Raw genomic sequence first — 23,041 nt, 5'->3', positions numbered from 1 at the left:
TCATTTTCACCAATAATGGCCCAATAACTGTCGCAGAATGAGGACGGCCATGGATTACCCACCCGAAGCCATCCGTACCATCGCGCTGGTCGGCCACGCCGGTTGCGGCAAGACCTCGTTGATCGAGGCGCTGCTGAAGGAAGGCGGCGCGATCCACGCGGCAGGCAGCGTCGACCGGGGCTCGACGGTCTGCGACTTCGATCCGCTGGAGCGCAAATACCACCACTCGCTTTCTTCCGCGATCGCCCACCTGCATTACCAGAACACCCGCATCTACCTCGCCGACACGCCCGGCTACCCCGACTTCTCCGGCCTTTCCATCAGTGCGCTGCCCGCCGTCGAAACCGTCGCGATCGTGATCAACGCGCGCACCGGCATCGAAATGACCACGCGCCGCATGATGGCGTGGGCCGAGGCGCGCAAGCTGTGCCGGATCATCGTGGTGAACGGCATCGACGGCGAAAAGGTCGATCTGCCCGGCCTGCTCCAGGAGATCCAGGAGACGTTCGGCAAGGACTGTCTGCCCATCAACCTGCCCGCGCAAGGCGCGACGGCCGTCGTCGACTGCTTCTTCAATCCGTCCGGCGAATCCGATCTGCTGACGGTGGAATCCGCGCATAACGCGCTCGTCGATCAGGTGATCGAACTCGACGCGAAGCTGATGGAGCTGTATCTCGAACAGGGCGAAGCAGTCCAGCCGGAACAACTGCACGAACCGTTCGAGCGTGCATTGCGCGAAGGGCATCTGGTGCCCGTGTGCTTCACGTCGTCGGCGACGGGCGCGGGCATCCGCGAACTGCTCGACGTGTTCGTGAAGCTGTTGCCCAATCCGCTCGAAGGCAATCCGCCACTCTTCTATCGCGATGTCGACGGACGGCGCGAGACAGTGCAGGCCGAGCCCGATCCCAGCAAACATGTGCTCGCGCATGTGTTCAAGATCGTGATCGACCCGTATATCGGCAAGATGGCCGTGTTCCGCATCCATCAGGGCACGGTGCGGCGCGACAGCCAGCTCTATATAGGGGACGCGCGCCAGCCCTTTCGCGTCGCGCATCTGATGCTGTTGCAGGGCAAGGATCACGAGGAGATCGCGCAGGCGGGACCGGGCGATATCTGCGCGACAGCGAAAATCGACGAGATTTCGTTCGACGCCGTGCTGCACGACGCCCCCGAAGACGGCAACATCCACCTCGCGCCGCTCGCGTTCCCCACGCCGATCTACGGCCTCGCCATCGAGCCGGAGCGGCGCGGCAACGAGCAGCGGCTGTGGGAGATCCTGCAAAAGCTCGCGGCGGAAGACCCTTGCCTGAAGATCGAACATCCCGTCGGCACCAACGAGACCGTCGTGCGCGGACTGGGCGAACTGCATCTGCGGCACATGCTGGAGCGGCTCGCCGATCAATACAAGCTCGGCGTCATCACGCGGCCGCCGAAGATCGCGTACCGCGAGACGATTGGCGGCAAGGCCGAAGGGCATCATCGGCACAAGAAGCAGACGGGCGGCGCAGGCCAGTTCGGTGAAGTGATGCTGCGCGTCGAGCCGTTGCCGCGCGGCGCGGGCTACGAATTCGTCGATGCCGTGAAAGGCGGCGCGATTCCGGGCCAGTTCATGCCCGCCGTCGAAAAAGGCATCTTGCAGGTGATCGAGAACGGCCCGCTTGCGGGCTTTCCGATGCAGGACGTACGGATCACCGTGTTCGACGGCAAGAGCCACCCTGTCGATTCAAAGGAAGTCGCGTTCGTCACGGCAGGCCGCAAGGCGTTCATCGACGCCGTGCTCAAGGCGCAGCCGATCCTGCTCGAACCGATCGTGAACATCGAGGTGATGACGCCCGAGACGACGATGGGCGACATCATCGGCGATCTGTCGTCGCGTCGCGCGCAGGTTCAGGGCACGCGCAATCTGGCGGGCCGGGCCGTGGTCGTGGCGGGGAAAGTGCCACTATCGGAACTGGCCGACTATCAATCGCGCCTGAATGCGATTGCGGGCGGGCATGGCAATTACAGCATCGAATTGAGCCATTACGACCCTGTTCCGCCGAACCAGCAGGACAAGCTCGCATCGCAATACAAGAAGCAATCCGATACGGCCTGAGACGCCCGTGCGGCGACCCGGGACAGTGGCTAGCGCGCCTTGCCGCGCGCGCCCTTCTTCGCGCTCGCGGGGCGCGGCGCATCCTTGACGGGCAACGCGCCGCCCGTCATCTGCTCCATCCACGACAACGCATCCACGTAGGCGAGGAACTGCTGCAGATAGCCCGGCGACAACTCGCGCATCAGCGACAGCGACCGATGCACGAGGCTGCTCGAATTGAGCGGCCCGGCATTGCCCGGCACCTGTTCGAGCGACACGCGCACCTGTTTCTCGGCGCTGACCCTGGACCAGGTTTCGCGGAAGTAATCGAGCGCCTTCAATTCGGAGCGGACGGCGGCGTTGAGCGGGACGCGCTCGTCGCCCGCCTGCGGGTGGCTCGCGATGTAGTCGGCCAGTTCCCCGAGCGGTCCACGCGCGGGCCTGCACGGCACAGCGGCGCACTCGGGCGCCTGTGCCGCCGGCGCCCGGCCCGCGAGATCGGCGGCATAGGCTTCGAGCAAGGCCGACAGACGCGCGTCGAGCATGCGGCGCGCTTCGCCTTCGTGCGCGGCTGCCCGCCGCGCGAGCGCCGCGATGAAATGAAAACGCAGCGGATCGAGCCGGTCGCCGCCCTGCTCGCGCCAGGCGTCGAGCGTCGTCTGCGCGTCGCTGCCGCGTGCGGTTTCTTCCCCGGTTGCGTGGTCGTTACTCACGGTTCCCGCCGCCCGACGACGCGGGCCTCGGCACCGCCGCAATTTCCACGCGACGGTTCTTCGCCCGCCCTTCACTATCGGCGTTCGAGCTGACCGGCTGCTCCGAGCCAAACGCCGCCGCGAACACCGACGACGCAGGCACGCCCGCATCGATGAACGACCGCGTCACCGTCAGCGCACGCTGCGCCGACAGTTCCCAGTTGTCCGCGAAACGCCGGTTGCCGGAGCGCACCTGCTGATCGTCGGCAAAGCCGCTGACCATCAGGATTTCGTCGTGCGAGCGCAGATAGGCGGACAACGGCCCGGCCAGGCTCTTCAGCAGATCGCGCCCCTGCGGCTGCAACTGGTCGGAGTTCAACGCGAACAGCACGTTGCCGCTGATGCCGATGCGCCCGTTGACCAGCGTCACGCGCCCGGCCGCGAGCGGCCCGGCGAGCGCCTGCTCCAGCGTCTTGCGGCGCTGCGCTTCCATCTGCCGCTGCTTGACGGCGTCGTCGAGCCGCGCGGACAGTTCCAGTTGCACGCCGATCACGCCGACCAGGATCAGCACGAACGCGCCCAGCAATACCGACATCAGATCGCTGAACGCGGCCCAGATGGGCGTCGTTGGCTCGACGCCGCCGTCGATATCGTCGTTCATGCCGCGTCGGCTCCAGCCGATGCGCGCTGACCCGCCAGCTGTTGCAGGTCTTCGACGATCTGCTTCTGCGACAGCATGCTCAGGTCGATCACTTCCCGCGCCTGCGCGACGTAGTACGCAAGCTGCTCGTCGCTACGCAGCAGCGACTTGTCGAGCGCCGCCTCGATGCGTTGCAGATGCGCCATCAGCTTGTCGTTCGATTCGCCGAACAGCCGCACGCCCATGCCGAATGCTTCGCCGAGGCTCGCCACTTCGACGGCGCTGCCCGCCACCTGCGCGGCGACGTCGCCGAGCTTGCGGGTCTCCGTTTCGACCTTGTCGTTGAACTGCATGCCGACGCGCTCCAGCAGTCCCGCCGACGTCGCGACGAGCGCATCGACGGCCGTGCGCTGTTCGGTCGATGCGTGGTTCACGGCGTCGAGCAGCGTTTCGAGCGTGGCGAGCAGACGGCTGCGCTCTTCGAGCATCGCCGTGTCGCGGACCATGCTGTCGGAGAGCTTCTGCCGCAGTTCGGCGACGACTTCCGCCGCCGCGCGCGGCGCTTCCGACGCGGCCTCCACAAGGCGCGAAATTTCCGCAATCGTGCCGCTCGCGTGGGCTTGCGTCTGCGCCGAGATGTCGCGTGCGGTCTGCGCGAGCGTGTCGCAGATTGCCTGCTGGCGGCTCGCGGTGCGCTCGCCCGTTTCGTCCCACTTCTGGCTCAACGTGGACGCAACCGTTTCGAGCGATGCGCTCCATGCGTCCAGACGCTGCTGGTCGCGCGACGCCAGTTCGGCCTGCAAACCGGCATGCGACTCATCGACCGCGCGCAACAGCGCTGCCGAATGTTGCTCGAAGGCAGATGCCGCCGTGGTGAGCGCTTCGCGGTTGTGCTCCGCGAGCTTTTCGCCGATGCGCTCCTGTTCGGTGAGTGCTTGCGTCCAGGCTTGGGAAACCTGTCCCGCCGCGGCATCGAGGCGCGTCGACACGCCGTCGAGCAGAACGGTCGAGCGCTGCTCGACAGTCTGCGTGAAGCCTTCCAGCGACGTGCGCAGATCCTTGGCCAGCGACTCGCTCACGCTCCGGTGTCCTTCGAGCGCTTCGTTCCAGAGTTTCGCCACGTTCGCCGTGGTCGACTCGAAGCCGTTCGAGAGGCCGTCCAGTTGCCGCTGCACCGCCTGCTCGACGGTTTCGCGCAGCGACGCCATTTCGAGCGCGTGAGCGGCCATCGTGGCCTGCATCGCCGGCTGCAATGCCGCGCCCGCCGCGCGCGCGCTTTCCGCCGCGCTCGACAGCTGGCCCGCCGTCGCGTCGAGGCGTGCGGAGACGCCGTCGAGCAGTGCCGTCGAGCGTTGCTCGAAAGTCTGGCTGAAGCCTTCCAGCGATACGCGCAAATCCTGTGCGAGCGACTCGCTGGCGCTCCGGTGTCCCGCGAGCGCTTCGTTCCATAGCTTCGCAACGTTCGCAGTGGACGCGTCGAAACCCGTCGTCAGGCCGTCCAGTTGCCGCTGCACAGCGTGCTCGACAGTCTCGCGCAGCGACGCCATCTCGCGCGCCTGACCGGCCATCGTAGCTTCCATCGCCGGCTGCAATGCCGCGCCCGCCGCGCGCGCGCTTTCCGCCGCGCTGTCCTTCAGCGACTGCGCAACCGTCGACACCAGCCGCGCGTACGCCGCTTCCGTGCGTCCATGAAAGGCGTGCTGGTTCGAGATCAGCCGCTCGTTCAGCGCGAGGCTCTGCTGCTCGATGGTCGACATCATCGCCTGAAGGCGGTCGACCAGCACGGGCATCGTGTCCGCCTGGCGCTGCAGCAGCCTGAAGGTCTCGTCGCGCTTCTGGCTCTGCGAGAAGGCGCGCAACGTGGTCGCGATCTTCGTGTCGAGCAGCTGCGCGGCGTGGGCGCGCTCACGGCGGCACAACGCCGACAGCAAGCCGAGCATCGCCGAGGTCGCCACGCCCGCAATCGAGGTGCCGAACGCAAAGCCCAGGCCCTTCACGGGCGCGGCCAGCGACGCGCGGATCGCCTGCAGATCCGTCGCGCTGTCGAGCGCGGCGCCCGTGCCCCGCAGCGTCGTCACCATGCCGAGCAGCGTGCCCAGCATGCCGAGCAGCACCAGCAGCCCGACCAGGTAAGGCGTGAGCGCCGGACCCGGCAACGCGACGCGCTCGCCTTCGATGCGCAGGCGCACCGGATTGCGCAAACCGGGATGCAGCTGTTCGAGCCAGACCCCGAGCCGGGACGGCGCTTCGGACAGTTCCGCGAGCGCGCGCGTGAGCGTCGCGGTGGCCTCCTGATACCGCTGCAGTTCCAGCGCGCCTGCCACATAGCAGCCAGCGACCAGCAGCGTGACGGCGAGCGCCAGCGGATTCGACACGATGTAGCCCGCGCCGACCCAACCGGCCACCACCAGACCTACGAGAAAAACAACGACAAAATCAATGCGATATCTGGACATCTTGTCCCAGTTAGCTGATGCGAAGGGCAGCCAGCAGCCCTTCGACCGGTTGAAAACGAATGTCGAGTTCGGCAAGCAACACGCTCTGCATGTCCTTGCGGAACACGTCGAGCCACGCGCCGGGCCGGGGTGCGGCTTGCGTCCCCGCCTCAGTGGGCAGCGTGACCTCAGCGTCGTGCTCAGCCTGTGCAGCCTGGCGCAGGCGCTCGAAATGACCGCTGAGCAGACCCGGCACCGCGCCGAACAGGCTGCGCTCGCGCGCGCCGAGCGAGCGCTCCATGATCGCGTCGACCACCGCGAGCCGCGTCATCTCGGAAGTCTGGGCCGCCACCATATTGCGCAGCCGCCCGCGCAGACTGCCGATGCGGGTTTCCATCGCCTGCTGCAACGCCAGGTAGCGCTGCCGAAAGTCCGCGTAATTGGCTTCCGCTTCGGGCGGCTGCGCGTTGTGCGCGTTCTGCGGGTGCGCGCTGCCGCGCCGCCGGCGCGGTGCGAGCACGCTGTCTCCGGCAATCGCGTCCGCCAGCGACGCGCGCACGCGCGCGCACTCGTGCTCCATGCTGCCCGCGCCCCGCGCGCCGGACGCGACGGCGGGCGGCGCGCTGTTGAGCGCGGTCGAAAGCGCAATCGCGTCCGTCCAGCCGAGCCATTGGCTCAACTGGTCCGACAGGGACTGGCTGGAGGCGGGAACGTCAGCGGCAGTCAGGCGTGCGAGCAGACGGACGAGCGTCGGACCGCTGACCGCCGTGCGCTGAAGGGCTTGAACCATACCACCAGAAATCTCGAAAAGGCAGCATTTTACGCGCTGCCGGAGCGGAGATCGCCAGACGGGATGTCGACGGGGTGCCGCCGGCATGCCGCACCCGCCGCAAACCCCGGCCAACATTGGCAGACACGGATTCACCACCGCCGTCGCGCGCTCGCGACGGCGGCCTTGCAGCGCGGATAGCCACGCCTCGTCTCGCGAAACGGCTAGTTCATCGTCAGCACGACACGAAAGCGCGCGGCGCCGCTCATCATGCGGTCATACGCTTCGGCGGCGCGTTCGATCGGATAGGTTTCGATCATCGGCTTGACGTCGGCGAGCGCGCTGAACGCGAGCGTGTCCTCGGAATCGGCCGACGAACCGGACGGCCAGCCCTGCACCGCATTGCGCCCCATGATGAACTGCACGGGCGGCACTTCGATCGGCTTGTCCGCGACGCCGAGGATGATCAGCTTGCCGTTCAGCGCGAGGCCGCCGAGCGTGGCCGTCATCGCGTCGGCGCTGGTCACCGTCGCCAGAATGACCGACGCGCCGCCCAGCGCCTTGAGCGCATCGGCGGGATTCTGCGCGCGGCTGTCGATGTAGTGATGCGCGCCGAGTTGCTTCGCGAGCGGCGCCTTGTCCTCGCCACGTGCAATCGCGACCGTGTTGAAGCCCATGCGCCGCGCGAACTGCACGCCGAGGTGCCCCAGCCCGCCAATGCCGAGAATCGCGACCACCTCGCCCGCGCGCGCGCCGCTGTTGCGCAACGCGTTGAACGTGGTGATGCCCGCGCAAAGCAGCGGCGCGGCGTCGACGTCGTTGAGTTCTTCGGGCATGCGCGCCAGCGCCTCGACAGGCACGACGAGATAATCGGCATAGCCGCCGTCGTAGCTGATACCCGGCACCTGTCCCTTTTCGCACACGACGAAATAGCCGCGCCGGCAATTCGCGCAGTGGCCGCAATGTCCGCCGTGCCAGCCCACGCCCACGCGCTCACCCGCTTTCCATCCTTCGACGCCCGCGCCCAGCGTATCGATCACGCCCGCGACTTCGTGCCCCGGCACGCGCGGATACTGCAGGCCCGGCCACTGGCCTTCCTTGGTCAGCGAATCGCTGTGGCAGATGCCGCACGCCTGCACCTTGATCAACACCTGGCCCGCGCCGGGCGCCGGCACGTCGCGCTCCACGAGTTCCAGCGCGCCGCCCGGCCCGCTCACCTGTACCGCTCTCATCTTTCGCATCGGATTTGCTCCAGTCGAAGAACAGTCATGCCAGCGCGGCCTCCGAAGCTTTCGCAACGCATCGCAACGCAACCGGCTGGTCCGACATGGATACTAGGTGCTCAATGGAGCAGGCGCAATTGAAGGGACGCGTGCGGACGCTCACACGCGACGCCTCCGTCACGGCAATTTCACAGGCACTGGCCGCGTGAGCAGATCGACATAGAAATCGAAAAAGCGTGCGTTATCGAAACGCTTGATGATCGTCATTTTCTGCAGCCCTGCCGGCGGCGAGCTTGCGTACCCCGTCGCCTTGCCGTCGTTCGCGCCGAAGCTCGTGTCGACGTCGACCCAGCGCTCTTCTGTCTGCGTGGCGAAGCTCGGGTCCATCAGCCACGCGATCGTGAGCGTGTCCCAGATGTCGGTCGTGTAGTTCGGATTGGTTTCGAAACCGTTCTTGCCGTCGAAACCATAGCCGTTCAACTGCTTGAACAACTGCGTGATGATGGTCTGTCTGTTCGGATCGTGCGCGACGCGGTCATAGATGGTCTTGTCCATCTTCACGGTGTCGGTCACGTCGAGGGGAACCACGGTCTGCCTGATCGGCAAACGCAGCACTTCGCGCGCCGCTTCGGGATCGAACCACCAGTTGAATTCGGCTGTCGCCGTGGTGTTGCCCGGCACGTCGATTGCGCCGCCCATGTAGACGATCTGCTTGATCAGCGGCACGATCTCGGGATGCTGTCTGGTCGCGAGCGCGATGTTCGTCAGCGGACCGATCGCGAGTATCGTCACCTGGTGCGGGTTCGCCTTCACGCTATCGACGATGAAATCCACCGCGCTCCTGCTCTGCACTTGCGTATGCGTCGCGAAGCCGTCAGGCGGCGCGACGAGTTGAGCATCGGACGTCGGCTCCGGCGTGCTCCATGCGCCCAGATAGCCGTCACCGCTGGGAAATTGCGCGAGTTCCTGCTGAATCTCCGCATACGGATGCGCCAGCGCGTAATTCGCGCCCGCATACACGCCAATGCGGTCTCCAACACCGAGCCGCTCCATCGACTTCAGCGCGTCGGCGACACCTTGCCTGAGCCACTGGTTGCCCGACACGACTGTGATGCCGAGCACCTCGATCTTGCCTTGCGCCTGCAATTGCGCGGCCATCACGCCAAGCTGGCCGTCGTCGCTCAGCGTGTTGTAGTCGCTGTCGACGATCACCTTCGGCGCATCACGCGCGACGCCATTTCCGCCGCAGCCCGCCAGCATGACCGCACATGACATCGTGACGAAAAGTCGCTTCAACGGCGTCTCCTTGTTGTAGTTCGGGTTCGTGCGGCGCGATCGGGACCGCGTCGGCAGAAGGCTCATCATAGTGGCAAAGCCGGCGCGAGCAAACCCGCGTTCACGCCAAAACCCGCTCGTGACGTGCGTTTCGCGCCGATGCTCATGCGTGTTGCATGCACACGCGGAAGGTTGCGCCCGCAAGCACCACGAGACACGTGACGTTCTGCTCAACGAACGGCAGATCGTCGGGTAGAGTCAACATCTCGACGGAGACATCGGGGCATTGCGGTGCAACCATAAGGAGGAAACAAGTGCAGGCAAGACACACTCTCGCGGTCATATTTGCATGCGCGGCGCTCGGCGCGCTGTCCGTTCAACCGGCGCGCGCGGATGGCGCACCCGACGAAACCATCACAGTGGAAGGCCTGTCGCGCCCAACCGACATCCTCATCGACAAATGGGGCGTGCCGCACATCTTTGCGCAGAACGAGCACGACGCGTTCTTCGTGCAGGGCTTCAATGCCGCGCGCGACCGGATGTTCCAGATCGACTTGTGGCGGCGTCGCGGTCTCGGCGAACTCGCCGAAGTGTTCGGCCCTGCCTACGTCGAACAGGACAAGGCGACGCGGCTCTTTCTGTATCGCGGCGACATGTCGGTGGAATGGCAACGCTACGGGCCGGACGCGAAACCCGTCGCGACGCGTTTCGCAGCGGGCGTGAATGCGTATATCGACTGGCTCGCCGCCCATCCGGACCGTTTGCCGTATGAGTTTCGCCAGGTCGGCTACTGGCCCGCGAAGTGGTCCGCCGACGACGTGGTGCGCATCCGCAGTCACGGTCTCACGCGCAATCTGACAAGCGAAGTGGCGCGCGCGAAGGTCGCGTGCAAAAGTACACTCGAAGCGGATTCGATCCGCTTCGGCTTGCAACCGCAGTGGCAACCGCACATGCCCGAAGGACTCGATCCCTGCCTGCCCGACAACGTCCTCAAGGTCTTCAATCTCGCCACGCAAAACGTGCACGTGACACGCGATTCGTTGAAGAGCGCCGACGCGTCGACAACCGTAATCGCCGCCGCCGACAATCCCGAAGAAGTCACAGAAGGCAGCAACAACTGGGTGATCTCGCCGGACAAATCGACAACGGGCCGCGCCATCATGGCCAACGATCCGCATCGCGCGTATGCCGCGCCGAGCCTGCGCTACATCCAGCAGATCAGCGCGCCGACGCTCGACCTGATCGGCGGCGGCGAGCCGTCGGCACCGGGGGTTTCGATCGGACATAACGGCGCGATCGCGTTCGGCCTCACGATCTTCAACATCGATCAGGAGGACCTGTACGTCTATGAACTGAATCCCGCGAATCCGCGCGAATACCGCTACAAGGGGCGCTGGGAGCCGATGCGCATCGTGCGCGAACAGATCACGGTGCGCGGCAGCGCGCCCGTCACGGCTGAGCTCGCGTTCACGCGGCATGGTCCCGTGATCTACACGGAACAAGCGAAGCATCGCGCGTTTGCCGTGCGCACCGCGTGGCTCGCGCCGGGCATGTCGCCTTACTTCGATTCCGTGCGCTACATGCGCGCGAAGAACTACGCGCAGTTCAAGAACGACCTGTCGACATGGGGCGCGCCGACCGTCAATCAGGTCTATGCTGACACGCACGGCGATATCGGCTGGGTGCCGAGCGGTCTTGCGCCGAAGCGTCCGAACTGGGACGGCCTGCTGCCCGTGCCGGGCGACGGGCGCTATGAATGGGCCGGCTTCTGGCCGCGCGACGCGATGCCTTCCGTGTTCAATCCGAAGCAGGGCTACTTCACCACGTCGAACGAAATGAATCTGCCCGACGGTTACCCCTATGCAGAGCGCAAGCTCGGCTTCGAATGGACCAACGGCTCGCGCCATCAACGCATCGACGAAGTGCTGAAGGCGTCGCCGAAAGTATCGATCGAAGATAGCGAGCGCCTGCAGAACGACGACGTGTCGATTCCCGCGCGGCGGCTCGTCGCCCTGCTCGCGCCGCTGTCGTCCGACGACGCCGACACGCGTGCCGCGCTCGCGCTGCTCAAGGGCTGGGACGCACAGATGGGCGCGAATTCGGCGCAGGCGGCGCTGGAAGAAGTCTGGCTGTCGCGGCATCTTGGCCGCGCGTTCAAGGATGCCGTGTTGCCGAAGGCCGCCGCCGATGCATTCAGCGCGCCCGACACGGCCGTGATGCTCGATTCGCTCGAACATCCCGACGCACGCTTCGGCGACGACGCGCAAGGCAGGCGCGACGCCGTCCTGCTGACGAGCCTGGGCGACGCGTATCGCGAGATGGTCCGCCTGCAAGGCGCGGACGCGAGCGCATGGCAATGGGGCAAGCTGCAGACCAACCTCAACGCGCATCCGTTCGCCGATCTCGTCGACGCCGACATGCGCGCGAAGCTCAACGTCGGACCGACGGGCAAAGGCGGCAGCGCCTACACGCCCAACCAGTCGACGTATCGGGCCAGCGACTTTCGCGAGACCAACGGCCCGTCGTTCCGGGTGATCGTCGATGTCGGCAACTGGGACAACTCGCGCGCCGTGAATCTGCCCGGCGAATCGGGCGATCCCGACAGCCCGCACTATCGCGACCTCGCACAGATGTGGCTGAACGGCGACTATTTCCCGCTGCTCTACACGCGCGCCGCCGTCGAGCAGGCGACGCAAACGCGCATTCATCTCATACCCGGCGCATCGACGCGATGACCTCCGCCGCCCGTCCCTCCACCATCCCTGCACACGGCGAAGCCCGGCAGATGGACGCGCGCGCGCCGTTCGTGATCGTGATGAACGCGGGTTCGGGCCGCAAGCAGGGCGAGACCACGGCCACGTTGATCGCGAACGCATTCGGCAAGGCGAACCGCGAGTACGAACTGATGCTGGTCCATGATCCGTCGCAACTCGGCGCGACGGCGCAACGCGCAGTCGAGCTTGCGCGGGCACGCGGCGGCGCGGTGGTCGGCGCGGGCGGCGACGGCACGCTGTGCGCCGTCGCGCAGGCGGTAATCGGCAGCGGCTGCGCGTTTGGCGTGCTGCCGTGCGGCACCTTCAACTATTTCAGCCGCGACCACGGCATTCCCGCCGATCCCGCGCAAGCCGTCGATCTGCTGCTGACGGCGCGCGCGCATCCCGTGCAGGTCGGCTACGTCAACGACCGAATGTTCCTCGTCAACGCGAGCCTCGGGCTGTATCCGAAGATGCTCGAGCACCGCGAAATCTACAAGCGGCAATTCGGGCGCAGCCGGCTGGTCGCGCTGTGGTCGGCCGTCACGATGCTGTTGCGGCGGCATCGGCATCTGCGTCTGCATGTCGATCACGAAGGCACGATGCGGGAGATTCGCACCTCGACGCTGTTCGTCGCCAACAACCGGCTTCAGCTCGAACAGGTCGGCGCGGCGGAAGCGCCGTTGCTGGCGCAAGGCTTGCTGGTCGCATTGGCGCCGCGCGCGACCGGCCGGATTGCGCAGATCGTGCTGTCGCTGCGCGGCGCGCTGAGCCGCATGAGCGACGCGGACAACGTGATCGCCTTCGCGTTTCGCCGCTTCACCGTGACGCGTCCGTCGAAGCGGCGCAGGCGTGTCAAAATCGCAATGGATGGCGAGGTCACGCATATGCAGATGCCGCTCGAATTCCGTGTCGGCGACACGCCCCTTTATCTGCTGAAACCCGAGGCCGATGTCGCCGCCCGGAACCGCTCATGACGCTGTTGCTCCAGATCTCCGATCCGCATTTCGGCACTGAACGGCCCGGCGTCGTCGAAGCCTTGCTGCAACTCGCCGCACGCGAGCAGCCCGAGCTGGTCGTGCTGTCCGGCGATATCACGCAGCGCGCGCGGCGCAGCCAGTTCACCGCGGCGCGGGCGTTCATCGACCGGCTCGGCGCAATACCCGCGCTGGTGATTCCCGGCAATCACGACATTCCCCTCTTCAACCTGTTTGCGCGCGTGCTGCATCCGTATGCGAATCATCGGCGCGTGTTTGGCGCCGATCTCGAACCCGTGTTCGAGTCGCGCGAACTGCTGGTGATCGGGCTGAACACGACCCGTCGCGCGCGGCACACGGATGGCGAGGTGTCCGCGGAACAGATCGAACGCGCCGCGCGGCGGCTCGAACGCGCGACGCCGTTGCAGCTGCGCGTGGTGGTCACGCATCATCCCGTGGCGTCCGTCGCGGCGGAAGACACGCGCAACCTGCTGCACGGCCGCGAACCCGCCATCCAGCGTTGGGCGCAGGCGGGTGTCGATCTGATCGTGGGCGGACATATCCATTTGCCTTACGTGCTGCCCCTCGCGGGCCGCATGGACATCGCGCGGCCCGTGTGGGCCGTGCAGGCGGGCACGGCTGTATCGACGCGCATTCGCGGGCAGATGTCGAATTCGGTCAATCTGATTCGCTACGACGCGGGCGATCCGAATGGACGCAAGGCCGTCGTGGCCCGCTATGACTACGACGAGAACGGCAACGCATTCGTGCCCGTGCTGGAGCATGAACTGGAACTCGCCGGCCCGGATGAAGTGCTGTCGCCCGTTGCCGCGCGCGCGGCGGGAACGCCATGATCGAGCTTGCGAGCTTCGCGGGCCGGCATGCGCTCGAACTGATGGCGGCGACGTTGCTGGTCGCGGCGTGCATCGCGTATGGCGCGGTTCAGGTGGCCCGTGCGCGCATGCTGACATTCGATGCCGCGATACGCGTGGGCGTGGTTGTCATCGTCATTGCGGCCGCGTGCTTCGCGGCCCTCACGCATGCGCTGTTGACCGATCCGGCCTTGACCCGCTTCGACCTCGCGTTCGCGCTCGATCTCGGGGCTACCGTGCCACGCGAAGTCAAACATGTCTTCGCTGTCGCGACACATCTTGGCGACCCCGAGGTGCTGGCCGTCTGCTGCGCGGCGGGTGTCATTGCGCTGCTGTCGACGCGCCACATTCTGCTCGCCTGCACGCTCGCCGCGGCTTCGGGCGGCAACGGCCTGTTGAACATGACGCTGAAGCACTTGATCCGGCGCGCGCGCCCCGAATACGACACCGCGTTCGCGTCCGTGCATAGCTGGAGTTTCCCGAGCGGCCACACCTCCGGCTCGCTCGCGACCTACGGCGCGATCGCGTATGTGCTCGTGCGGACGCTGCCCGTGCGCTGGCGGCTGCCCGTGGTGCTCGGCGCGGTAGCGGTTGTCGGGATGATTGCGTGGAGCCGGTTGATCATCGGCGTGCATTTCGCCAGCGATGTGCTGGCGGGTGCGATGTCGTCGACAGCTTGGCTCACCGCATGCGTGCTCGTGGCGGAGTGGCTACGGCGACGCGCTGTCGGCTGAGACGGAAGGCGGCACGGCGTTTCACCTTCACGCCGAACCGATTTTTCGGTCGCGCCGCTGCCGGGCGAACACGAACTTCAGCCATTCGCGTCCATTGACGACCAGCATGCCGACCAGCACGAGCGCCGAGCCCACGAGAAAAGTCGGATCGAGCCGCTCGTGCAGCAGCAGCGCACCGAGCGCGACGCCGAACATCGGCGCCATGAACGACAGCACGCCAAGCCGCGACGCGAGATAGATTCTCAGCAGATAGAACCACGCAACATAACTGAAGAAGCAAACGACGAAGGCCTGAAACCCGAGGCTCGCCCACGCTAGCGCGGTGCCATGAAACGTGGACTGGCCGGACAGCACGGCGAACGGCAGCAACACGACGAAGGCCCACACCAGTTGATAGAACAGCGTCTGCGTGGCGGGCGCTTCGCTCAGGCGCGACGCGCGCACGGCCACGGTAGTCAAACCCCACACGGCGCCCGCGCAGATGCCCAGCAGGTCGCCCAGCATCCAGTTCGGCGCCGACGGCCCTGCTCCCCCTCCCGCGCCCGGCCCGACGAAGGTCACCACGATCCCGACGAAGGCGATCGCGATGCCTGTCCATTGGATGCGCGTCAGGCGTTCGGAGGGCAGCACGATCTGCAAGCCGACTGCCGCGAACATCGGTGCGGTGTAGAGGAACACGGCCATGTGGGACGCCGTGGTCAGGCGCAGGCCTTCCGCGACGAACAGAAACTCGGCGGCAAACAGCACGCCGACCAGCGAGCCCGGCCCGAGCGCAACGCCCTTGAGCCACGTGTCGCGCACGATCAGCCGGCCGAACACCCAGACCAGCACGGCGGCAACCCCGGAGCGCAGCGATACCTGAAGCATGGGTGCGACGTCGGCCGCGATCGATTTCATGGCCGCCTGTTGGAGTCCCCATATCAGGCACAGCATCACCATGCTTGAAACGGCGAGGCCGTCCAGAGTCTTTCTCATTGGATAGTTGTCAGCAGATCTTGCGCGACAGCGCTCTTGTGGCGTCGCATAGCGTGGTTCGCGTGAATCGGGACAGCGCGGCGGGACCGGCCAATGATGCCGCGTGTCAGGCGGCAGCACGCCTTCACGATGAATGTGTGAAGCCGGTTACCCGATCATTCCCCGCGCGCAAGGCACACGATTGTCAACCATTTGGACTGCGTTGTCGAATCGCCGCCGGCGCGCGGGAACGCGTCAAAGCGCACTACGGAAAGATCGGCGAGGCGGGTTCCGCGCCTTCGAGATCGGCGCGCGGCACATGCTGCGCGATCAATTGCTCGATTTCATGTTCGCGCGATCCGGGCACGTCCGCCATGATCAACAACTGGCCGTCGCGTATCGCATCGCGAAAACGTTCGAGCTGCGTATTCGGCTCGTTGACGCCGATCATCGTGGCCGTCCAGGCACCGAAACCGGCGCCCGCCACGGTCAGCATGACGACGGCGCCGCCCGCGATGGCCAGCTCCGCAGGCGGATAGACAAGCGCCACGAGTCCGAGCAGCGCGCCCGTCACGCCGCCAAGCGCCACGCCGCGCTCCAGCGAGTGCACGACGTCGCTGCTTTGCAGCAAGGAGGCTTGTGGCAATTCTTCGAGGGCGACGCTGTGATTCGCGAGCACGTGGATGTGCCGCCATGTGATTCGCGCGCGCAGCAGGTCGTCGACGATCGCTTTCGCGGTCAGCGTATCCGGGGCAATGAAATAAAGGCGTCTCATATCGGCTCTCCGTCAAATGGCGGCATCCGGCAACGGATGCAACGGGGCGATGCCTCTAATCGTACGCCTGAATGGGCCTTTCAGCGGGACGCAATCACATGCCGTTCAGCATGCTGCAATGCGGCACCTAGCCATGGCCCGTCACGAACTTCTTCGTGGCGTGATAGCCGTGCTTCGTCGCGTCGGCCACCGCATGACCTGCCGCTTTCGCGCCGTGTCCGACGGCATGCACGCCGTCGCGAACGGCGTGCCCGGTCTCCCGGCCAGCAGTCTTCGCGTCGGTCTTGAACTGATGAGCGCCGCTCGCGAGGCTCGCATGCGCCAGCGGGCTGACCACGGCGAGCATGGCCACGATGATTGAAATTCTGGGCGTTTTCATGTCCCCGATTCTCCCACATTGACGGGCGCGCACCTGAGCCAGCCCGGTAAGCATCGTGTCGATTTTGTATCGCGATGTTTCCGCGGCCGTTCCCGATCAATCAGAGGATCGTCTTGCAACGCGCCGGCTTTCCCTTGCGCGAGCTTGCGTCTAGGCTAGAACAAGCTCGACGCGCATCTATCACCAGCGTTCTGCCGCAACGGAGCGAGGTCCGCCATGCAATTGTCCGCCGTCACCGTCGTCAAGCCCGAAACGACCAACTTCATTCTCGGGCAATCTCATTTCATCAAGACCGTCGAGGATATCCACGAGACGCTCGCGGGCGCCGTGCCCGGCATCCGGTTCGGCCTCGCGTTCTGCGAAGCGTCCGGCAAGCGTCTGGTGCGGCGCTCGGGCACCGACGATGCGCTCGTCGAGATGGCCAGCCAGAACGCGCTGAACGTCGCGGCGGGCCACAGCTTCTTCGTGTTTCTCGGCGACGGCTTTTTCCCCGTCAACGTGCTGAATGCGCTGAAGGCCGTGCCCGAGGTGTGCCGCATCTTTTGCGCGACGGCGAACCCCGTCGAGGTGCTGGTGGCGCAAACCGATCAGGGCCGGGGCATCGTCGGCGTGATAGACGGGTTTTCGCCGCTCGGTGTCGAAGGCGCGGAAGACGTGCAGTGGCGCAAGGATCTGTTGCGCACGATCGGCTATAAACTTTGACCCGCAACCCGAATGGCACATCGACATCTTGCGCCCGGCACGCTGTGGCCCGCGATCGAGCGGCAGACCGAACACGCGCTGCGCTGCGGCGCGCTGAAACCTGTCGATACCATCCAGACCGTGATCGAAAGCGGCGTTGTCCGCTTCGTCGTGCGACAGGTGTCGAGCCTCGCGCGCAAGGAGCAGCAGCGCCGCCAGGCGCGCGAACGGCAAACGCAGAAAGGTCCTGCCCCGAACCCGTTTCTTCCGTATGAGCCCGACCTGTTCGTCGCCGATATCACCGACACGCATCTGGCCTTGCTCAACAAGTTCAACGTCATCGATCATCATCTGCTGATCGTCACGCGCGATTTTCAGCGGCAGGAAGCGCTGCTCGATCTCGCGGACTTCGATGCGCTGATGGCCTGCATGGCCGAATTCGACGGCATCGGTTTTTACAATGGCGGCCCCGAGGCGGGCGCCAGTCAGCCGCACAAGCATCTGCAGATCGTGCCGCTGCCGCTCGGCGACGCCGCGCCGTCCGTGCCTGTCGCGCCGCTGCTCGCCGAAGCCGTCGCCGATGGGCCAGCGATGCGCGTGCCGGGCCTGCCGTTTCGTCATGCATTCGCGCGCATGGCGTCGAATGCCCCGGAGCCCGCCGATACCGCCAGAACGGCGCTTGCCTGCTACCACACGTTGCTCGGGGCAGCAGGTATCGGCGCGATCGAGGCCAATGGCGCGCGATGTCAATCGTCGCCGTACAACCTGCTCGTCACGCGCGAGTGGATGCTGCTCGTTCCGAGATCGGCGGAACATGTCGAGGGCGTGTCGGTGAACGCGTTGGGGTTCGCCGGATCGTTGTTCGTGCGCGACGCGGCGCACCGGGCGTCGATCGAGCGGCTCGGCCCGATGACCGTGCTGCAACGCGCCGGCCTGCCCTGGCCGCAATAGGATCGCCTTATGACTGGCACATGAAACTGGTATTTCCGCCGTTTTCGGGCTTCGCCTAATCTCTGCATACCGGGAACGAACCCGAGAACGAACGCGCTGGCGAATGCCGGCCACGGAGACAGGCATGACCGCGCAGTCCACTGCATCCGCTACGCAAACCGTAATCGCCACCGATATCGTCGTGCCTACCTCGGCCGTCGCGCTGGGCGCCACCCTCGACTACGACGCGCCGCTCCTTCCCGGCGACGCCCTTGCGCTTCTCTGGCACTGGATCTTCTTCCGCCCGACCGTCGCGCAGGCAGAGATCGGCGAAGACGGTCATCCGCGCAAAGGCGGCTTTCTTCCCGACCTCGGCTTGCCGCGCCGCATGTGGGCGGGCGGCCGCCTGCGCTTTCACGCGCCCGTGACGGTCGGCAGCGCGATCACGCGCGAATCGTCGATCCTGAACGTCAGCGAGAAGCAAGGCCGCACGGGCAAGCTCGGCTTCGTCACCGTGAAGCACCGCATTTATTGCGAGGGCACCCTTGCAATCGACGAAGAACAGGACATCGTGTACCGCGAACCGGCCGCACCTGGCGCGCCCGCTCCCGCGCCAACCGCCGCGCCGGATTCCGCGCAATGGCACCGGCAGATCGTCCCCGATGAAGTGCTGATGTTCCGTTACTCGGCACTGACCTTCAACGGCCATCGCATCCATTACGACAAGCCCTACGCGACGCAGGTGGAAGGCTATCCGAATCTCGTCGTGCATGGACCGCTGATCGCCACGCTGCTGATGGATCTGCTGCGCAGGCATTGCCCTGACGGCAAGGTACTCGAATTCTCTTACAAGGCGATGCGTCCGAGCTTCATGGGCAACGCCCTTCATCTGTGCGGCCAGCCGTCGGCGGACGGCAAGACGGTCGAACTCTGGTCGAAGGACCACGAAGGCTGGCTGACCATGACGGCGCGCGCGACGCTCGCCTGAATCTACAAATCCGCAACCGCATACGCATAGACCATGATCCACACCGTCACCGATCCGTTTCAGGATATCCGCGAAGCCGTTCGCGACCTCTGCCAGCAATTCCCCGCCGAGTACTTTCGCAAGGTCGATGAAGAACGCGGCTATCCCGAAGCCTTCGTCGACGCGCTGACCCAAGCGGGCTGGCTCGCCGCGCTGATCCCGCAAGAATATGGCGGCTCGGGCCTGGGGCTGACGGAAGCGTCCGTCATCATGGAAGAGATCAACCGCTCGGGCGGCAACTCGGGCGCGTGTCACGGGCAGATGTACAACATGGGCACGCTGCTGCGCCACGGCTCGGCGGAGCAGAAACGGCTGTATCTGCCGAAGATCGCGAGCGGCGAACTGCGCTTGCAGTCGATGGGCGTCACCGAGCCGACCACGGGCACCGACACGACGAAGATCAAGACCACGGCCGTGCGCAAGGGCGACCGTTATGTCGTCAACGGGCAAAAGGTGTGGATTTCGCGCGTCCAGCACTCCGACCTGATGATCCTGCTCGCCCGCACCACGCCGCTTGCCGACGTGACGAAGAAAAGCGCAGGGATGTCGATTTTCATCGTCGATCTGCGCGAAGCGATCGGTCACGGCATGACGGTTCGTCCGATTCCGAACATGGTGAATCACGAGACCAATGAACTGTTCTTCGACAACCTGGAAATTCCCGCTGAGAACCTGATCGGCGAAGAAGGCATGGGCTTCAGGTACATCCTCGATGGACTGAACGCCGAGCGCACGCTGATCGCGGCCGAATGCATCGGCGACGGCTACTGGTTCATCGACAAAGTCTCGCAGTACGTGAAGGACCGCGTCGTGTTCGGCCGCCCGATCGGCCAGAACCAGGGCGTGCAGTTTCCGATCGCGCGCGCGTACATCAACGTCGAAGCGGCGAACCTGATGCGTTTCGAGGCCGCGCGCCGCTTCGACGCGCACGAGCCATGCGGCGCGCAGGCCAACATGGCGAAGCTGCTCGCCGCCGACGCGTCATGGGAAGCCGCCAACGCCTGCCTGCAATTTCACGGCGGCTTCGGCTTCGCGGCCGAATACGATGTGGAGCGCAAATTCCGCGAGACACGTCTCTATCAGGTCGCACCCATCTCGACGAACCTGATCCTCTCGTACGTCGCCGAGCACATCCTCGGTCTGCCGCGTTCCTTCTGAGAGCGAGCCCGATCATGCGTCCGCTCCAGGGCATCAAGGTCGTCACGTTCGAACATGCGATCGCCGCGCCCTTCTGCACCCGTCAGCTCGCCGATCTCGGCGCGCGCGTCATCAAGATCGAGCGCCCCGGCACGGGCGACTTCGCGCGCGGCTACGACGAGCGCGTGTCGGGCCTCGCATCGCATTTCGTGTGGACCAACCGCTCGAAAGAAAGCATCACGCTCGATGTCAAGCAGCCGCAGGCACTCGACATCGTGCACAAGCTGCTCGCCGATGCCGACGTGTTCGTGCAGAACCTCGCGCCCGGCGCGACGCAGCGCCTCGGCTTCGACTACGCGACGCTGAGCGTGAAGTATCCGAAGCTGATTGTCTGCGATATCTCCGGCTATGGACTGGACGGACCCTTCCGCGACAAGAAAGCCTATGACCTGCTGATCCAGAGCGAGTCAGGCTTTCTGAGCATCACAGGTGCGGAAGGCGAGCCTGCGAAAGCGGGTTGCTCGATCGCGGACATTGCGGCGGGCATGTATGGCTACACCAACATCCTTGCCGCGCTGCTGGAACGCGCGCAGACGGGACGCGGCAAGCATATCGACGTGTCGATGCTCGAAAGCATGGTCGAGTGGATGAGCTATCCGCTCTACTACTCGATCGACGGACAGACGCCGCCGCGTCAGGCGGGCGCGTCTCACGCGACCATTTTCCCGTATGGTCCGTTCGTCGCCGGCGACGGCAAGACGGTGATGCTTGGCCTGCAAAACGAGCGCGAATGGAAGAACTTCTGCGAGACCGTGATCGCGCGTCCCGAACTGCTCACGGACGAGCGCTTCGCGTCGAACAGCGGCCGCGCGCAGCATCGCGAGGAACTCACGCGCGTGATCGTCGACGCGTTTTCCGCGTGGACAGCGGCGCAGGTGATCGAACGTCTGGAGCAGGCCAGCATCGCCAACGCGCGGATGAACGACATGCACGATGTCTGGCATCACGAACAGTTGCAGGCCCGGCAACGCTGGACGCATGTACAGACGGCTGCGGGCGAGATACCCGCGCTCTATCCGCCCGGCATGGCCGCCGCAGACGCGCCGCGCATGGACGCCGTTCCCGCGCTCGGCGCGCATACGGACGCGATCTTGCGTGAACTGGGCTTCAGCGCAGCGGAGGTGGACGCGCTGCGCGCATCCCATGCCGTGTAGCCGTTCGGCAACCGCACAATCCGGGCAATCATTTCAAAACAATCGCACCCCGCCTTGGCCTCGTGCTGTCTTCAGCGAGCCACTCCAATCAGGAGACACCATCATGTCCGTCAACGCCGCCGGTCGGCTCGACCGTCTGCCCATTTGCAGTTTTCACTGGAAGATACTTGGCCTGATCGCCGGTGGCGCGTTTCTCGACGCGTTCGACATCTATCTCGCCAACGGCTCGGTCGCAGCCATGGTGAAGGAAGGCTTCACCGATCTCCAGCATGGCGCGATGTTCGTCTCGGCGACCTTCGTCGGCATGATGATCGGCGCGTATGCGGCGGGCCATATCGGCGACCGGCTCGGACGACGTTACTCGTATCAGCTGAATCTCGGCATCTTCGGGCTGGCTTCGATTGCCGCGTGCTTCGCGCCGAACATCGAATGGCTGATCGTGCTGCGCTTCATCATGGGCGTGGGGCTCGGCGCCGAACTGGTGGTCGCGGCGGGCACGCTCGCCGAGTTCGTGCCGCCCGCGACGCGCGGCAAGTGGGTCTCGCTGCTCGCCATCATCATCAACAGCGGGTTGTTCGCGGCGCTCGCGGCGGGCTACTGGATCATTCCGAACCTCGGCTGGCGCTATATGTTCGCGATCGCGGGCATCGGCGCGCTGGTCGTGTGGTTCCTGCGGCACCGGATGCCCGAATCGCCGCGCTGGCTCGAATCGACGGGCCGGATCGACGAAGCGGAAGCGACGCTCGCCGCCATCGAGCGTGAAGTCGAAGCGCGCGTCGGCACCTTGCCGCCCGTGCAACGCGTGGTCAACCTGAACGTCGGCGCCGTGCCGCTGCGCGCACTGTTCGCGCCGGGCATGCGCGGGCGTACCTGCGTCGCGGCGCTCACGGCGATTGCCGTCAACATCGGGCTGTATGGTTTCATCGCGTGGCTGCCGACCTTCTTCGTCAGCGAGGGCCTGTCGATCGTCAAGTCGCTCGGCTTCGTGATGCTGATGTCGATCGGCTCGCCCGTCGGCGGCCTGGTCGGCTATCTGATCGCCGACCGGATCGGCCGCGCGAAAGGCATCGTGCTCGCCGCGCTGCTCAGCATCGTGTTGGGGTGGATCTACGTGACGTTGCGCGAGCCCGCGCAGATCATCGTCGTCGGTTTCTGTCTCGTCACGACGATCTATACGATCACGACGCTCGGGCTGTTCGGCTACATTCCTGAACTGTTTCCGACGGAAGTCCGCCTGCGCGGCACGGGCGTCGCGGGCACATGCGGACGTGCCGCGTCGATCGCCACGCCGTATCTGGCGCTGCTGCTGTATCAGCGGGTCGGGGTGGGGGGCGTGATTGCGATGGTGAGCGTGATCTTTGCCGTGCTGTGCGTCGCGATCTGCATCCTCCGCGTCGAGACGAGCCGGCACGCGCTAGAGGATGTCGCGCCGGGAACCAGCGACGCCACGTCTGCTGCCGGCCACCGCGACGGCGCGCACGCGGCGGAACACGCCTGAGC

The 23,041-nt window shown here is 65.6% G+C and carries 20 protein-coding genes; 11 read left to right on the top strand and 9 right to left on the bottom strand.

Features of this window, described 5'->3' with window-relative positions; all coding sequences use genetic code 11:
• The first annotated feature begins 49 nt into the window (after positions 1 to 49).
• Positions 50 to 2,095, top strand: coding sequence for an elongation factor G (fusA, locus tag C2L66_RS33160; protein WP_054932043.1), 2,046 nt, complete (start codon positions 50 to 52; stop codon positions 2,093 to 2,095).
• Positions 2,096 to 2,124: 29 nt separating this feature from the next.
• Here fusA and C2L66_RS33155 read toward each other — a convergent pair whose 3' ends face one another.
• From C2L66_RS33155 to C2L66_RS33130, 6 genes are all read right to left on the bottom strand, one after another.
• Entirely contained in the window at positions 2,125 to 2,787 is a 663-nt protein-coding gene (locus C2L66_RS33155; RefSeq protein ID WP_060607800.1) for a DUF2894 domain-containing protein, read from the bottom strand.
• The gene (locus C2L66_RS33150) at positions 2,780 to 3,427 is read right to left on the bottom strand and encodes an OmpA family protein (protein WP_060607797.1); all 648 of its coding nucleotides are present in this window, start codon (positions 3,425 to 3,427) and stop codon (positions 2,780 to 2,782) included. The genes C2L66_RS33155 and C2L66_RS33150 overlap by 8 nt, the downstream gene beginning before the upstream one ends.
• The gene (locus tag C2L66_RS33145; protein ID WP_060607794.1) at positions 3,424 to 5,862 is read right to left on the bottom strand and encodes a DUF802 domain-containing protein; all 2,439 of its coding nucleotides are present in this window, start codon (positions 5,860 to 5,862) and stop codon (positions 3,424 to 3,426) included. Before C2L66_RS33145 ends, C2L66_RS33150 begins: the two co-directional genes overlap by 4 nt.
• 10 nt (positions 5,863 to 5,872) lie before the next feature.
• Positions 5,873 to 6,631 (bottom strand): DUF3348 domain-containing protein, encoded by a 759-nt coding sequence (locus C2L66_RS33140; protein WP_060607791.1) that lies wholly within the window; start codon positions 6,629 to 6,631, stop codon positions 5,873 to 5,875.
• Positions 6,632 to 6,834: 203 nt separating this feature from the next.
• Positions 6,835 to 7,851 carry an alcohol dehydrogenase gene (locus tag C2L66_RS33135; protein ID WP_054932037.1) on the bottom strand — a complete coding sequence of 339 codons (1,017 nt, stop codon included), beginning with the start codon at positions 7,849 to 7,851 and terminating at the stop codon, positions 6,835 to 6,837.
• A gap of 159 nt (positions 7,852 to 8,010) precedes the next feature.
• A complete protein-coding gene (locus tag C2L66_RS33130) occupies positions 8,011 to 9,108 on the bottom strand; it encodes a nucleoside hydrolase (protein WP_054932040.1) in 1,098 nt (365 codons plus the stop codon).
• Between the two features lie 314 nt (positions 9,109 to 9,422).
• Here C2L66_RS33130 and C2L66_RS33125 point away from each other — a divergent pair, with 314 nt between their 5' ends.
• Genes C2L66_RS33125 through C2L66_RS33110 form a run of 4 tightly spaced genes read left to right on the top strand, consistent with a single transcriptional unit; the run spans position 9,423 to position 14,444 of the window.
• Positions 9,423 to 11,843, top strand: a complete 2,421-nt coding sequence (locus C2L66_RS33125; protein ID WP_060607788.1) for a penicillin acylase family protein — start codon at positions 9,423 to 9,425, stop codon at positions 11,841 to 11,843.
• On the top strand, positions 11,840 to 12,838 hold the full coding sequence (locus C2L66_RS33120) for a diacylglycerol/lipid kinase family protein (RefSeq protein ID WP_060607785.1): 999 nt from the start codon (positions 11,840 to 11,842) through the stop codon (positions 12,836 to 12,838). Before C2L66_RS33125 ends, C2L66_RS33120 begins: the two co-directional genes overlap by 4 nt.
• Positions 12,835 to 13,692 (top strand): metallophosphoesterase family protein, encoded by an 858-nt coding sequence (locus C2L66_RS33115; protein WP_060607783.1) that lies wholly within the window; start codon positions 12,835 to 12,837, stop codon positions 13,690 to 13,692. The genes C2L66_RS33120 and C2L66_RS33115 overlap by 4 nt, the downstream gene beginning before the upstream one ends.
• A complete protein-coding gene (locus C2L66_RS33110) occupies positions 13,689 to 14,444 on the top strand; it encodes a phosphatase PAP2 family protein (protein ID WP_060607780.1) in 756 nt (251 codons plus the stop codon). Before C2L66_RS33115 ends, C2L66_RS33110 begins: the two co-directional genes overlap by 4 nt.
• A 27-nt stretch (positions 14,445 to 14,471) precedes the next feature.
• On the opposite strand, the gene C2L66_RS33105 is transcribed toward C2L66_RS33110, so the two are convergent.
• From C2L66_RS33105 to C2L66_RS33095, 3 genes are all read right to left on the bottom strand, one after another.
• On the bottom strand, positions 14,472 to 15,419 hold the full coding sequence (locus tag C2L66_RS33105) for a DMT family transporter (RefSeq protein WP_054932032.1): 948 nt from the start codon (positions 15,417 to 15,419) through the stop codon (positions 14,472 to 14,474).
• A gap of 244 nt (positions 15,420 to 15,663) precedes the next feature.
• Positions 15,664 to 16,173: a hypothetical protein gene (locus tag C2L66_RS33100; RefSeq protein WP_060607777.1), complete on the bottom strand. Its 510-nt coding sequence runs from the start codon at positions 16,171 to 16,173 to the stop codon at positions 15,664 to 15,666.
• Between the two features lie 127 nt (positions 16,174 to 16,300).
• Positions 16,301 to 16,552 carry a hypothetical protein gene (locus C2L66_RS33095; protein WP_054932030.1) on the bottom strand — a complete coding sequence of 84 codons (252 nt, stop codon included), beginning with the start codon at positions 16,550 to 16,552 and terminating at the stop codon, positions 16,301 to 16,303.
• A 216-nt stretch (positions 16,553 to 16,768) separates the two neighbouring features.
• On the opposite strand from C2L66_RS33095, the gene C2L66_RS33090 reads away from it, so the two are divergent.
• From C2L66_RS33090 to C2L66_RS33065, 6 genes are all read left to right on the top strand, one after another.
• A complete protein-coding gene (locus C2L66_RS33090; RefSeq protein WP_060607774.1) occupies positions 16,769 to 17,254 on the top strand; it encodes an adenosine-specific kinase in 486 nt (161 codons plus the stop codon).
• Between the two features lie 12 nt (positions 17,255 to 17,266).
• Positions 17,267 to 18,184, top strand: coding sequence for an ATP adenylyltransferase family protein (locus C2L66_RS33085; protein WP_060607772.1), 918 nt, complete (start codon positions 17,267 to 17,269; stop codon positions 18,182 to 18,184).
• 124 nt (positions 18,185 to 18,308) lie between these two features.
• Positions 18,309 to 19,151, top strand: a complete 843-nt coding sequence (locus C2L66_RS33080; protein WP_060610388.1) for an HTD2 family dehydratase — start codon at positions 18,309 to 18,311, stop codon at positions 19,149 to 19,151.
• 33 nt (positions 19,152 to 19,184) lie between these two features.
• Positions 19,185 to 20,348: an acyl-CoA dehydrogenase family protein gene (locus C2L66_RS33075; RefSeq protein WP_054932027.1), complete on the top strand. Its 1,164-nt coding sequence runs from the start codon at positions 19,185 to 19,187 to the stop codon at positions 20,346 to 20,348.
• Between the two features lie 14 nt (positions 20,349 to 20,362).
• Positions 20,363 to 21,541 (top strand): CaiB/BaiF CoA transferase family protein, encoded by a 1,179-nt coding sequence (locus C2L66_RS33070; protein WP_060607768.1) that lies wholly within the window; start codon positions 20,363 to 20,365, stop codon positions 21,539 to 21,541.
• A 103-nt stretch (positions 21,542 to 21,644) separates the two neighbouring features.
• Entirely contained in the window at positions 21,645 to 23,039 is a 1,395-nt protein-coding gene (locus C2L66_RS33065; RefSeq protein WP_060607765.1) for an MFS transporter, read from the top strand.
• Positions 23,040 to 23,041: the final 2 nt, after the last annotated feature.

This window comes from Paraburkholderia caribensis, assembly GCF_002902945.1.
Taxonomy (GTDB): domain Bacteria; phylum Pseudomonadota; class Gammaproteobacteria; order Burkholderiales; family Burkholderiaceae; genus Paraburkholderia; species Paraburkholderia caribensis.
The sequence above is the reverse complement of the archived record's forward strand: the minus strand, read 5'-3'. Positions and strand labels throughout refer to the sequence as shown.